The sequence below is a fragment of the Pseudomonas sp. ADAK2 TE3594 genome (assembly GCF_053628675.1).
The window spans coordinates 3583401-3596442 of record NZ_JBRJGV010000001.1; the positions used below are offsets into that span (position 1 = coordinate 3583401).

The 13042-nt window shown below is 60.1% G+C and carries 8 protein-coding genes; 1 reads left to right on the forward strand and 7 read right to left on the reverse strand.

Features of this window, described 5'->3' with window-relative positions:
- Position 1: 1 nt before the first annotated feature.
- From AB7M22_RS15820 to AB7M22_RS15840, 5 genes are read right to left on the reverse strand one after another with little or no spacing between them, the layout of a single operon-like run.
- A complete protein-coding gene (locus AB7M22_RS15820) occupies positions 2–1621 on the reverse strand; it encodes a DUF2300 domain-containing protein (protein ID WP_454187019.1) in 1620 nt (539 codons plus the stop codon).
- Position 1622: 1 nt separating this feature from the next.
- Complete coding sequence (locus tag AB7M22_RS15825) at positions 1623–6197, reverse strand: alpha-2-macroglobulin family protein (protein WP_454188823.1); 4575 nt, start codon at positions 6195–6197, stop codon at positions 1623–1625.
- Positions 6194–6832: a DUF1175 domain-containing protein gene (locus AB7M22_RS15830; RefSeq protein WP_454187020.1), complete on the reverse strand. Its 639-nt coding sequence runs from the start codon at positions 6830–6832 to the stop codon at positions 6194–6196. The genes AB7M22_RS15825 and AB7M22_RS15830 overlap by 4 nt, the downstream gene beginning before the upstream one ends.
- Positions 6829–8553, reverse strand: coding sequence for a DUF2138 domain-containing protein (locus tag AB7M22_RS15835; RefSeq protein ID WP_454187021.1), 1725 nt, complete (start codon positions 8551–8553; stop codon positions 6829–6831). The genes AB7M22_RS15830 and AB7M22_RS15835 overlap by 4 nt, the downstream gene beginning before the upstream one ends.
- 35 nt (positions 8554–8588) lie before the next feature.
- Positions 8589–9380 (reverse strand): YfaP family protein, encoded by a 792-nt coding sequence (locus AB7M22_RS15840; RefSeq protein ID WP_008008415.1) that lies wholly within the window; start codon positions 9378–9380, stop codon positions 8589–8591.
- Between the two features lie 357 nt (positions 9381–9737).
- On the opposite strand from AB7M22_RS15840, the gene AB7M22_RS15845 reads away from it, so the two are divergent.
- Entirely contained in the window at positions 9738–10487 is a 750-nt protein-coding gene (locus tag AB7M22_RS15845) for an SDR family oxidoreductase (RefSeq protein WP_454187022.1), read from the forward strand.
- A gap of 161 nt (positions 10488–10648) precedes the next feature.
- On the opposite strand, the gene AB7M22_RS15850 is transcribed toward AB7M22_RS15845, so the two are convergent.
- Both AB7M22_RS15850 and AB7M22_RS15855 read right to left on the reverse strand, forming a co-directional pair.
- On the reverse strand, positions 10649–11278 hold the full coding sequence (locus AB7M22_RS15850; protein WP_454187023.1) for a DUF3885 domain-containing protein: 630 nt from the start codon (positions 11276–11278) through the stop codon (positions 10649–10651).
- A gap of 270 nt (positions 11279–11548) precedes the next feature.
- Entirely contained in the window at positions 11549–12922 is a 1374-nt protein-coding gene (locus AB7M22_RS15855) for a transposase (RefSeq protein ID WP_184744775.1), read from the reverse strand.
- Positions 12923–13042: the final 120 nt, after the last annotated feature.

A 13042-nucleotide genomic window follows, 5' to 3' on the forward strand; every position in this document is an offset into this window, starting at 1 on the left:
CCTAATCCAGCAAGAGGTGGCGGGCGAGCCCTTCGATGTAGGTTTCATCCTGGCCGTTGGGGTGTGCTTCGAAGGCCAGGTGCAGGTATTCGTGGGTCAGGTCGAGGCGGTCTTGCAGCGACAGCACCCCGCGCACGTAAATGCGCTGGCGTTCGCGATCGACAAAAGGACGGCCGAAAGCCAGGCGGCAAACGGCGAAGGTGTTGACTTCGTTGTAACCAACTTCGCTTTCCAGCCGTGGTCGCCAGCCGCGGCGTTGTTTTTGCAGCCAGTCTTGCGCGGCGGGCAATGCATCGCAGGAAGCCACTGGATTGTCCCAGCGGCTGAGGCTGGCGCGCGGGTAAGCGTGCAGCAGGATGGCGTCGTAGCGTTGACCGGCATTGGCCTGTTCGACGGCTTGCTGCCAGGAGAGCTTGTCCGGCCCCGGTTGGTCGGAGTGATAGGTGACGTTGCTGCCGGCGAGGACCAGGTCGCTGGTCCACGCGGCGATGTTGCGTGATTCGGTCGCGGCCGGGCGTGGGGCGACGCGCTGTCGGCTGCTGCTGTCGTCGATGCTCAGGCAGTCGCCATTGCGGGTGGCGTTTTGCAGCAGGTAGGTGCGGATCGCGACGCTCAGGGCTTTGGCAGCTTCGGCGGGTTCCGGTCTGGCTTCGCGCTGCAGGACGCGGGCGACGTATTCTTCGCGGTCCAGGCGGGCGACGAGTTTGTCCTTGAGCAAGAACAACTCGCCGTCGCTGTGGATCTCGAGTTGATTGCCGTTGGCGAACTCGACGCGATAGTCGCCTTGCAAAGGCCCGGGCGCTAACACGCGATCCCCCGACAGCACGCGTTTGAGCGGATAACGCGCGAACAGGCCGACCTCGACGCACTTCCCCGCCTCGGCGGGCCAAGACGAAGGCAACACCGTCGCCAGTGCCTGACCGTAATTGCGCAAGACCATTTGACTGGTGCCGCGCCCACCGGCCCAGATCGGCGTGCCGTCCGCCGTCCAGCCAGCGAACCCGCCCTGGCGCGACGAGGGATCCTGATCCCCCAACCAGCTCCAGGTTTTCACCCGCAACCGGCCGCCAAGCTCACCGACGACATTGCCATCAGCCGCATTCAGCACCACATCAAGCAACACCCGCCGCGCCTGATCCTGCGCCGGCATCACGGCCAAGACCTTCAGCAACCCGGCCACCGAAACCCGGGTCTGTGGTTGCAACGACGGCAAGTCCAGCAGCCACTTCGGCGCTTGTCTCGCCTGCCAATACTCGCGCCATTCAGCGCCGGCAATGCCCAAGCGCGCAGGCTCGAAATACAGCCCGCAAGACTTCACCAATGCCTGATCGCGCTCAATCCTGCCGCCCGCCGTGCAGCAATAAACCTCTTCCTTTGATTGCCCGCGACACTCATACGCCGGCTCACGCGCGCCGGTGTCCACCAACCAGCCGTAGACAAACAGCTTCCACAAACTGCCCAGCGGCGTCTGCAGATCAGCAGGCAATGGCTCACGCGAGATCACCTGAGTCTGGCTCAATGAAAGCAATTCATCCTTGAAGCCCAGTCGCAACGGTTCGTCCTGCGCTGTCGCCAGCGCAGGCATCAAACACAACAACCACCAGACCAGACGCCGGGTCATGTCAGTGGACCGTGACCTGACCAAGCGCCGGTTTCTGTTCCTGGGCCTGATGCTGTGGCGCATAGACCTGGGTGAAACGCACCGGCGGTAGATTGAACTGACCTTTTTGCGAGAAGCGCACCAGATGACGCAGGCGCAATTCACCGCTCAAGGCATCCACCGGGATCGCGTAAGCCATTTGCCCCGGTTCGAAACGGGCCTTCTCCAGCGCGGTCGGCTCGGTGCCAGCCTTGCCCATCAGCTTGATGCCCCACGTGGTGCGCTCGACGTCCGCGCCCGGTGGCAGCGGCACTTCGAGCATGCCGTAGCGCAGCGGTTTTGCGGCTTTGCTGGTGATGATCACTTCGTCCAGGTACAGGCTGTCGCTGGACAACGGTTTGGTCCCGACGGCTTCGAGTTTGAACTCGAACGCTTCGTCACCCGGCACCAGACGCGACAGACGACGAGTGATGGTCACGGCCATCGGGTCTACCGGCGGTTGCTTGCTCTGGAAGCTCAACGCAGCGCGAAGCGGGCGTTCTTGCGTCCCGCTCAGCGACAACGTTGCAGGCACGGTTGCAGCCCCCTGCCACGTCCAATACATCTCACCGGTATCACCGTACTTTTTCTTCCAGCCATCACCCGGTGCCAGCGCGATGGTGGGCGAGGCCTGTTCGATGCTGCGTTGCAGCCAGGTCAGCGCCAAGGCGCGTTCCAGGGTCGATTGCTGTGGCAACAAGCGTTGCAGCAGCGCTTGCGCGTGAGCCTGATCGAAGGCTTGCAGCGACAGGTTCAAGGCTTCGACAAACGGCTGGGAACTGGCGGCCACTTGTTGTTGCGCAGCATCCAGTTGACGACTGAACGCCTCCGGCAGATTGACCTTGGCCTGACGCGCCAGAGAGGCGGTCAACAGCCGAGCGCTGGCCAGCCCCAACGCCGAATCCGGATCGCTCATGACCAGGCTCTCTTCGCCGTCGTCCATCACACTCGCCGCATGGCCTTCGCCGGCTTTCACCAAGTCGTCGATCAAACCGCTGAGCAACGTGTTCACCGGCAATTGCATCTGTTTGGCAAACGACAGAATCAACGCCCGCTGCAACAGCGGCGTGTTCTGCGACTGCTTGGCGTACACCTCCAGCACCCGCTGCCAATGCTCCGGCGGCAGGCTCAGTTCCAGCGCTTTGCTGGCGTGCCAGTCAGCGTAGTAGGCATACGCGGTGAGGAACGCATCCGGCTCACCGTCAAAGCCCCACCAGGTGAAGCTCGCCGACGGGCCGGCCATTTGCACCAGCCGCAGGCGGCTGTTCTGCATGATCAAACGCAAGCGATCGCGGATCTGCGGGTTCGACGATAAGGTCGGATAAGCGATGCTCAATGGCAACAAACGACTGGCGGTCTGTTCGACGCCGCCGTACGGATAGCTCAGCAGATCATCGAGGGCCGAACGGAACAGCGCTTGCGGGCTGTCATCCAGACGCAGGCGAATATCCGTGGCGTCCGCCGGCAAGGTCAGCGGCGTGTCACCGCTGGCCACGTCCAGGCTTTGGCTTTGCGTCACCTGCCAGCCTTCGCCGGTCGCGGTCAGGCGCACGGCCAGGGCATCAGCGGTTTTACCATCCTGCACCAGCTCGGCAGTCCACTCGCCATTGGCTACTGTGAACGCTGGCAATGCGATGTAGTTGATGCCGTTGTTCAAGGTCACCGGCACACGCTGTTCCGCGCCGCCGTAGTGAATTACCAGCTCAGCCTTGACCGGCTTCTCGGCCTGACTGAACGCGAACACACCGAGATCCGGTTTGTCGCTGTTGCGGAACTTGGTCGGGCCGCTCCACTTCAGGTACAGCGGCTTTTCCGAGCGGACAAATTGCTTCTTCTGCCCGACCTGGCCTTCATCGGCGATAGCGCGGGCGGTGATGCGCCAGCGGGTCAGCGAGTCCGGCATCTTGAAGGTGAAGCGGGTTTTGCCATTCGCATCGGTGATCAGTTCAGGCTGCCACGCGGCGGTGTCGACGTCTTCGCGACGTGGCCGTTCCAGTACTTTCACCCCGCGCTCGCTGCGGTTGGCTTTGCCCGGCGCGCCTGGGCTGCCCGGCAGTGCCACGTCGTAGCTGATGAACGACAAACTGGCGCTGGTGCGCACATTGTTGCGGCGTGGGTGGTAGAAGAACTGGTCGATGGTCGGCGCGACTTCCGGTTGCAGGGCGTAGACCATCTCGTCCACGACACTGACCGTCAGGTGCGCCGGAATGGCTTTGCCGGCGAACTGGGTAGCGAGATCGACGGTAACGGTATCCCCTGGTTGATACGCCTCTTTGTCGGTGGTGATTGCCACGTCGATCTGCGGCGCGACCACTTTGATGCCGGCGTTCTGGAAGCTGTATTGGCCACCCTTGGTGTAAAGAACCGAGAACGTCAGGTTCGGCGCGAAAGTGTCCTTCACCAGGATGCGCGCGCGGTATTGGGTGTCGCTGATTTTTTCCATCTTCAGCCAATCGCTGCCCTTGGACAGCAGCGCCGTGGCCTCGACCTTGTCGCGTTCCAGCGACAACAGCGCATCGATAATCGGCTCGGGGAAAGTGATCAACGCGAGGGCTTCATCGCCCGCTTTGTACTCGGGTTTATCGAGGACGATTTCCACGGTGCCGGGCACGGCTTTGACGCCGTCGCCGGTGACCGAATGACCGGTCGCGCCAAGCACGCGACCGTGATCATCTTTCAGCGTCAGGTTGTAAGTGCCCGGACGGTCGAAGGCCAAGGTGAAGCCTTTATCTTTGGCGGTGAGTTTACCTTCGCCAGTGGTCTGATCCTCCAGACGCACCCAGCTGTAGCTACTCGGGGTGACCGCTTTGCTCTGCTCGCTGCCACCTTCGTTGGCATAGCTGAAGGCAACCTTGCCGCCCACCGCGCTGAACCGCTGCGGCGCGCTCAGGCGGAAACTCGCAGCACCGCGATCGATGAGGATTTCCTTGGTGGTCTTGACCCGATACGCCGCGCCATCGCTGGCGAACACGGTGAGCATGTAGCGGCTCGGTTTCTCGGCGGCAGGCAGGTCGAGGCTGGCGTTGCCCTTGGAATCGGTGGTCAGTTCGGCGCTGGTCAGCTCTACCGGGAATTGCCCGAGGTATTGCAGCTCGTTATCGACCATCGACAATTGTTGGGCACGCAGGCTCAGGCTCAACTTGGCGTTGGCCACTGGTTTGCCGTCCGGGTACAACAGCACCAGACTGCCCTTCACCGGTTCGCCGGTGCGGTAATCCTGCTTGGCCAGGTTCAGGGAAATCTCGAAGTGCGGCTTGATGTATTCAGCGACGCGGAAGGCGCTGCTGTAGGCCTGATCCTTGTAGCTGAAACGCAGCTCATAACCGCCTGCCACGGCGTTGTCCGGCAGCTGGAAGCGGCCCTGAGTACCGGCCTTGGAATCAAGCTTTAGCGCCAACGATTGCAGCGCGGTACCGGTAGCATCGAGGACGGTCACATTGACGTCGGCAGCAGTCGGCGCCACGGAATCCCGCGCGTTCTTGAACTCGCGACCGACGATTTTCAGCGACACCCAGTCCCCCGGCCGATACAGCGGCCGGTCGGTGAATGCATAGAGTTTGGTGTCGTAGATTTCGCTGTCGTAGTAGAAGTTCTCGGAGACGAACACCCCGCCCTCTTCGTCCTCGCCAATCACGAACGAACGCTCGGGGCTGACGTGTTTCAGACGCAGCAAACCGTCGGCGTCAGTCGCGCCGCTGCTCATCACGCCCAGGCCGTCGGTCCACAGCACATTCACTTTTGGCACCGAACTGCCTTCATGTTTGCGTGCGGCCCACACCAGCAATTCATCGCCAGCAATCTTGCTCACGGCCACGGTGTTGGAGACGAAAACCATGGTGGTCGCGCGGTATTTGCCGACCAGCGCTTCCACCAGGTACAGGCCCGGTTTCAGGTTGCCCAACGGGATGTACACGTTGCCCGGCGAGACACTGACGAACTCGCTGGAAGAACCGGCCAGGTTCACGCCCTCAGGCGGCTGGATCGGTTTGGCTTGCCACAGCGGATAACGGAATTGGCTGACCACCGGCAGGCCCGGAATCAAGGCGAATTGTGGCTGTGCGTCGTAAGGCGTTGGTGCGGCGATGGCGGTGCCCATCTTCAGTTCCGGCACTTCCTCGGTGACTTGTTTACGCGACTCGTAGGAAAACGCCCGCTGCATCACCCTACGGGATTTGCGGTACCAGTTGTCCCACAGGTACGCGAGGGTGTTCGACAGGCCTTCGCCCTTGAACTGGCCGTCACTGACCACGCGGTGCAGGTTCTTCTGGCGCTTGAGGAAATCCAGCGGCTTGTCGATGCGATACACGCGAATGTCCGCGCCGCCGTAAGGCTCCATGCGGAACCGGCGGTAATCGCGGCCCGGCGCTTCGAGGCGAACCATCGCCTGTTCGTCGCTGGCGAAACTGCTGTCGGCCAGCAGGAAAAAGCTTTCACCGGCCACCGGCGTGTAGCCGCTTGGCTCGACGGTGTCTTCGGCGTTGACCGTGGCTAAAGGCGCCAGAAGGGCCAGCAGCAATGAAATTCGAGAGCAAATGCGCAGCATGCGGGCACCGATCATTGGGAGAGGAAGTTCAGTCGATAGACGCCGATGAAGTTGGGGTTGGCTGCGTCGGGTATCCATCGGGTGTCCTTCCATGTCATGAGTTGTTGCAGGCTTGCAGAGCGCATGCCGTTGTCAGTGGGGGTGGTAGTGCCGGTGTGATAGGCGATGAAGCGGCCCATCCAGATCATCAGGTGCTGGTCGTCGCCCTGATCGAAAAACATCAAGTCGCCGGGTCGGGCCTGGGCCACATCGCGGCCGACCAGATGACTGTTGAACTGAATCAGCTTGATCGCGTTGACGTAAGGTCCGACTTTGCCGCCGCCCTGTTGCCATTGCTGGGCGAGGCCGCGTTGGGCGTCGCTCAGTTGCAGTTCCGGCGGCAGGTAGCGATTGGACAAGCCATTGCTGCGCAGCCATTTATCGTCATGGACTTTCAGCGCTTCGTTGGCGGCAAACCGCACCAGCCCGGCGCAGTCCTGCTGATACCAGCGCGGGCTCGGGCCTTGGGTCAGTTGTTCCTGGGCGATGCGCACGAACCAGGCGCGGAATACCTGGGATTGCTGCGGGTCGAGCGCCGGGGCTTCGCTGGCAAAGGTGCGAGTCCCCAGCAACAACGCCAGCAGGCCGAGGCCTCGGATGAGTGTGGTCACAGGGCTTTCCACTCCAGCGGCAGCCACTGCCAGTGACCGTCGGGCTCGCTGCCTTTAGGCAAGGTCAGGGCATATTTGCCATAGCCGCCGAGGGTGCGCAGTTTCGGGATCAGGTAGGTTTGCGCGGCGTTGTAGAACACCGGCTCCATGTCTTGCGGCAGGCTGTCGAGGGTTTCCTGTTGCATCAGTTGCGCCATGGAGTCCGGGCCGAAATAGATCGGCATCAGCAGGTCTTTCGGCACCACGTCAGCCATGGGCGGGAAGCGTTTGTCGAGGGTGCCGAGGGCTTTGTCGACCAGTTTGTCATCGAGGGAGAACAACAACGTCGAACCGTGGCGCGCCAGGCTGACGCGCATAAAGGCTTTGCCGGTGATCGCGTCCGGTTGCTCGGCATCCTTGGCCTTGTAGGGACCGAAGTTGGAGCTGACCTGGCGCTGCCACTGGTGGGTCTGGCCTTCCTGTTTCTCGACCACCGGGAACGCGTGCTCGGCGACGTTGCCTTCGTAGGCGCCGACCATCGAGCCGAACAAGTTGCCCAGGTCGCCGTCGAGCTTGGCACTGTCATCGTCGTTCAGGCTGGCCACCAGCAGCGGCGTGTACAACCGCGAATCGGCGTACCAGCACAGGCCGGCGGCACCGGCCATGTGTTCGGTCAGGGTTTGGGCCGCGGCGGCGTCGGCGCCGAGTTTCACCAGCAGCGGTTTCTGTTGTTCGGCGGCCAGCGGCAAGGTCACGCAGGCGCTGGCGCCCATCGGCATGGCCTGCCAGATCGGTTTGAAGTCGAAGTCTGGCTGGTTTTCCAGTTCATCCATGGCGAGGAAGCTGTGCCAGCCCTTGTCGTCCATGTCGAAACGCAGGCCGGCGAAATTCGGGATGAAGCGCTGGTAACCCATGGCCAGAACGCTGGAATTGACCGAGAGGCGTTGCTTCACTTCAGGCGCGCGGGGTTGCAGGCCGAAGGCTTCGGGGAACAATTTCTGGCCGCTGAGCAGTGCTTCCAGCGATTCAGTCGAGACCATGCCGGGTTCTTCGACTGGACCGTGGCCGGCTTCATAAAGCTTGGCCGGGTTGGACAGCACCACCAGTTTGTCGCCATGAGAGGCGAACAGCAGCGCTTTGCTGTTGTTGTAGGTGAGTTGATAAAGCGGCACCACATCGCCGGCGACCTTGATTTCAGCCAGCTTGCTCAGCTGCGTATCATCCAGCGCCACTTTCGCCAGCGGCTCCAGCACCTTGGCCAGCCCGCCGCGATCCATCACCAACAGGAAATCCTTGAGACGCCCATCCGCCCCGCGCCACAGCGCCACGTCCGCCGGTTGATCGAACAGCTGCTCGATCAGGCTGTCCTGCAACTTCAGGTCATGCTCGTAAATGATCCGCCGCAAGCTGCCGATCAAGCCGAGGCGGTCGGCGTGGGCTTCGTAATAGAAGACGAAATCTTCGGTCAGGGTTTCCTTGAGAAACGGCACCGCCAGCAGATCCTTGGGCAGTTGGCTCAGGGAGTGGGTTTCAAGCAAACCGTCCGGCCGGCCCATGCCCAGTTTGTCACTGGCCAGTTCCGCAGGCGGAGCCTTGGGTTTGTTCAGGAACCACCCCAACCCACCCGCCACGCCGGCCACCAGGCACAGCCCGATTACCAGCGCCGGCCAGCGACGGGACGTGTTGGCCACAGGTGCGGCAGCGGCCGGGGAAGCGGCCGGGGAAACAGTGTTATCACTCATGTTCACAAACCCAATTCATCCGTGGTGCGGGATGTTTAATAGTTGAAAGTCTTGACCAGCAGCAGGTCGCCGATCGCCCGCAAAGGCACGATGAAGGTCTCGCGTTTTTCGTCGACGGTGTTTTCGTTGAGTACCAGATTGATTTGCGAGGTGATCACCTCGTTCTGGTTGCTGGTCTCATCGAAGTTATAGCCGCCGCTGCCGAAGTTGCCCCAATAGTTCACGTAAACCAGATAAGTGCCATGCATCGGCGCGGTCATGGTGAACATTTCCGGGCCGGGGCCATCGACCCCGTCCGGGTCCAGGCCGCCGCCATTGCTCATCGCCGGGCGAGCCCAGAACGCATGCTGGCCGTCGGGGGTAATGATGTGCAGATCAAGTTCGGCCTTGGGGTCGTCCCAACCCAGCACCACGCGAATTCGCGCCGGCGTGCGCAGGTTGTTGGCTTCATAGAATTGAACGCGCTTGAGCGACTTGCCCTCGGAACTGCGCACTTCGACGCTGTTGGACCCGGCGCCGAACGCATATGGCCGGGCGAAACGCCCTTGGTCGTCGGTGTACAAATTCAGGGGATTGCCGTTGACCGCCAGGCTATGGGGCGGACGCAACGTGCCGAGAGCCTTGAGTTGGCCTTCGATCATCGTGCGATTGCGCTGCACGCCCCGGTCGATGGGCGGCGTGGGATAGGCGACTCGAGGATTTTCACTACGGTCCAGCAGGCCGTGATAGCGCCAGCCGCCTACCGGTTCCGACAACTCGGCCGTGGGCTCGGCCCATGCCACCTGTGCGCAGACCAGCGTGATCAGCAGTGAAAGAACACAACGCATGTAACGCCTCCTGCCATGCATAACGAAACCTGGCGCCCAATCCTCGGCGCGTTATCAATCTTACTGCTGGATACTGAAAAGCCGTTTGAGTCGCCTCAAACACACCGTCATGTTTCAAAACATGACGGGATACAAAGGCTGGCAATATAACATTCCCGCCAATCTGTTTTTCCGGTCTTTTTGTGCGCATCTCTGCATTTTTTCAAGTTGACCCGATCGTCGTCTGAGCGAACCACCTATCGGACAACACCAAGCAGTTCCATTGCAGGTCTTTAATGGTTACAGGATTCAAAGCCAGCCCCTCGATCTATCCACCAACACGACACTCGGGACTGACATCGCATCGGGAGACTCGTCATGAAAATCGTCGTCATTGGCGGTACCGGGCTGATCGGCAGACACCTCTGCAAAAACCTGCAAGACCTGGGGCATGAAACCCTGGCCGCATCACCGAGCACCGGCGTCAACGCCCTCACCGGCGAAGGACTGCAAACCGCCTTGCAAGGCGCCGACGTGGTGGTCGACGTGGCCAACTCGCCCTCCTTCGAAGACGCTGCCGTGCTCGAATTCTTCGAAACCAGCGGGCGTAACCTGCTCGCTGCCGAGAAAACCGCAGGCGTCAAACACCATGTCGCCCTGTCGGTGGTGGGCACCGAGCGCATGCTCGACAGTGGTTACTTCCGGGCGAAAATGGCCCAGGAAACACTCATCAAGGACTCAGGCATCCCCTACACCCTCCTGCGGGCCACGCAATTTTTCGAATTCATCGGGGCGATTTCGCACTCGGGCGTGCAGGAAGGCGACACCGTCCGCCTGACCTCCGCCGAGCTACAACCGATTGCCGCCGTCGATGTCGCGACAGCGCTGGCGAAGGTCGCCGTGCAAGCGCCGAGCAATCAGACATTGGAGGTCGCAGGCCCAGAGCGCTGGCCGCTGGTGGAGTTCGTGCGCCTGTTTTTGCAACACACCAACGACCCGCGCCAGGCCCAAGCAGACGACACTGTCCCCTACTTCGGCGCGCCAATCGATGACCATTCGCTCACGCCGGGAGAACACCCCATCATCGGGCCGACGCGCTTCGAGAACTGGCTCAAGAGCAGCGTTTGATACGCAAATGGCTAATTGCACAGACTTGCCCACCCATTAGCATTCGACCTGACCAGTCATTTGCATCGGATTTTAACCAGCATGCTTCGCGGCCATGACCGGCAGAGAACGACCCAAAGGAGACGGTCAATCTCTGTGTCAGGTTCAATCCAAAATAGAAACTAGGTCGCATGCTTTGTGAATGTGATATCCATTACCGGACGGTCATAGTCCAGCAGGTATGCATGATGATGGCGGTACAACTGTAAGAGCAGATCTGTATTGGGGCCAACCACATCCATACCCCTATCGTCATATGGGAAAATCATGACGCGCTTTTTCAAATTGAACAGATAGAAATCACATCTGGGCTTAGGCTGTATCACGGCGAAGTCTTTAGCCAATGCACACCAAAGAAATGCTTGGAGCAGGTTCATAGGCGCTTCAAATGCCACGTTGATCCAATACTCCGGATCATTTTCGCAGTACCACTCAGCTGGATCTATTTCCTCGCTCCAGACTGACCGTTCAGTGGGTATGTCAATGCCGGCAGATCGAAGAGCGTGAATCGCGGCACGATGAGCAAATTGATTGCTTCCGGAGTGAATGCGCAGGCAAGCGACAAGCGCCGTTTCACCAACAAAAACATCGCTGCAAATCTTCGTTGATTTATGCAGTGCTGAAAGGAACTGCTCTATCACCCCGCCGGTTTCGGATAGTGCAAAGCGCAGCCCGCCTGGACACGAGTAGAAAAGAGGTCTAACAAAAGCTTTGCCCCCAAAAACTCTCTCAATTTCAAGCTCTAAATTCATTCAATCCCTTCGTGGTTATCAGCCCGACTCCATAACCTTGGCGGTGCGCAGGGATATTACCGTATGCGTAAGATCTGAGCTAAAGCTGGCCTGCGAGAGACCGCTTCTGGCCGATTCTGTTGAAAAAGTCGGATTTTCAGATCGCCTGAACTCAGGCACGACTACCACTGGAGAACCTACTCACCACATTGAGTGGTTTTTCGGCCCTTCGTTGACCGTTGCCGCTCAGTTAGTGGGTTAGTTTGAGGTTTTTGCTTAGTGCAGGCGCACCTATCCCGTGACCGGTGGACCTTGAGAGGTAAATTTGGCCAGCCGGCGCAGGTTCTGCACCGCAGCGGCCAGCGTGAACTCATCGGTCGCGCCGCTCATGCCACGTAGTCGCAAGCGATCCAATTTCAGGATTCGCTTGAGGTGGGCAAACAACATTTCGACCTTTTTACGTTCGTGGCGAGAGCGCTGATACGCCGGTGTTGCTGCAATGCGCCGAGCCACATCCCGAGCGGCTTCATGGACGCTGCGGGCGATCTTACGAAACGCAGTGTTCGGGCAGCACTTGGCTTTCATCGGACACGCTACGCAGTCGGTCTGTCTGGATCGGAAGATGATGGTGTTGGCTTTGGTGACGTGCGAACGCTCGTTCTTGAAGGCTCGCCACTCGCTGCGCAAGGCGTTGCCGGCCGGGCAGCGGTATTCATCAGCCTCTTCATTCCAGTGGAAATCGGTGCTCGAGAAACTGTCGTTCTTGCGCTCTGTTTTGTCCCACACCGGCACATGCGGCTCGATGTCTTTTTCCTCCACCATCCAAGCCAGCATCGGCGCTGTACCGTAAGCGGTATCGCCAATGAGGCGCTCCGGCTTGATGTCGAACTGCGCTTCGACCCGTTCGATCATTGTCTTGGTGCTCTCAACCTCGGCCGTTCGATGAGCCGGTGTAGGCTCCACATCCACGATGACGCCGTGTTCGGTATCGATCAGATAATTCGTCGAGTAAGCGTAGAACGCGGGGCCGCCTGGAGCAGCGGTCCAGCGAGCCTGAGGATCAGTCAGTGATAAACGCTTCGGTAGCGTTTCGGCCAAAGCCTCTTCATCGAGGGCTTCAAGGTACTCACGCACGGCGCGGGTGCTCAGGGCCGGATCGCTCCAGTTGACCTGTTCATCACCCGGTACGCCGCGCTGCCGACTCGCATCCGCTTTGATGATGCTGGCGTCCACAGCAAATCCTTCGCCTTTGACCAGGCCAGCATCCATGCAACGACGCAGCACCTCGTTGAACAACCAGCGAAACAGATCGCTGTCCCGAAAACGGCCGTGTCGATTTTTGGAAAAGGTCGAGTGATTGGGGACTTCATCCTCAAGGCTCAACCGGCAGAACCAGCGATACGCCAGGTTCAAATGGGCCTCTTCGCACAACCGCCGTTCGGAGCGAATGCCGTAGCAATAGCCCACGATCAGCATGCGGATCATCAGTTCAGGATCAATCGACGGACGCCCGATCGGGCTATAAAAATCGGCGAGGTAATGGCGCAGGTCGTTCAGATCGAGACACTGATCAATGCTTCGCAGAAGGTGATTGGCTGGGATGTGATCTTCAAGGTTGAACGAGTAAAACAGTCGATCCTGCCCACTCGATAACTGTCCCATCATGCTGTGTGCTTCCCTGCTGGCCAATGCAGAGATTTTGCCGCAGGCCAGACAGGGGAGCTACTTTTTCAACAGAATCGGTCGATTTCTGCCTGTCACGAGGGGCAGAAATCGGGCCAAAAG

Excerpts from the sequence above, each read along its gene's own strand:
- AB7M22_RS15820 (WP_454187019.1), bottom strand. The coding sequence starts at position 1,621 with ATGACCCGGCGTCTGGTCTGGTGGTTGTTGTGTTTGATGCCTGCGCTG.
- AB7M22_RS15825 (WP_454188823.1), bottom strand. The coding sequence starts at position 6,197 with ATGATCGGTGCCCGCATGCTGCGCATTTGCTCTCGAATTTCATTGCTG.
- AB7M22_RS15835 (WP_454187021.1), bottom strand. The coding sequence starts at position 8,553 with ATGAGTGATAACACTGTTTCCCCGGCCGCTTCCCCGGCCGCTGCCGCA.
- AB7M22_RS15840 (WP_008008415.1), bottom strand. The coding sequence starts at position 9,380 with ATGCGTTGTGTTCTTTCACTGCTGATCACGCTGGTCTGCGCACAGGTG.
- AB7M22_RS15845 (WP_454187022.1), top strand. The coding sequence starts at position 9,738 with ATGAAAATCGTCGTCATTGGCGGTACCGGGCTGATCGGCAGACACCTC.
- AB7M22_RS15850 (WP_454187023.1), bottom strand. The coding sequence starts at position 11,278 with ATGAATTTAGAGCTTGAAATTGAGAGAGTTTTTGGGGGCAAAGCTTTT.
- AB7M22_RS15855 (WP_184744775.1), bottom strand. The coding sequence starts at position 12,922 with ATGATGGGACAGTTATCGAGTGGGCAGGATCGACTGTTTTACTCGTTC.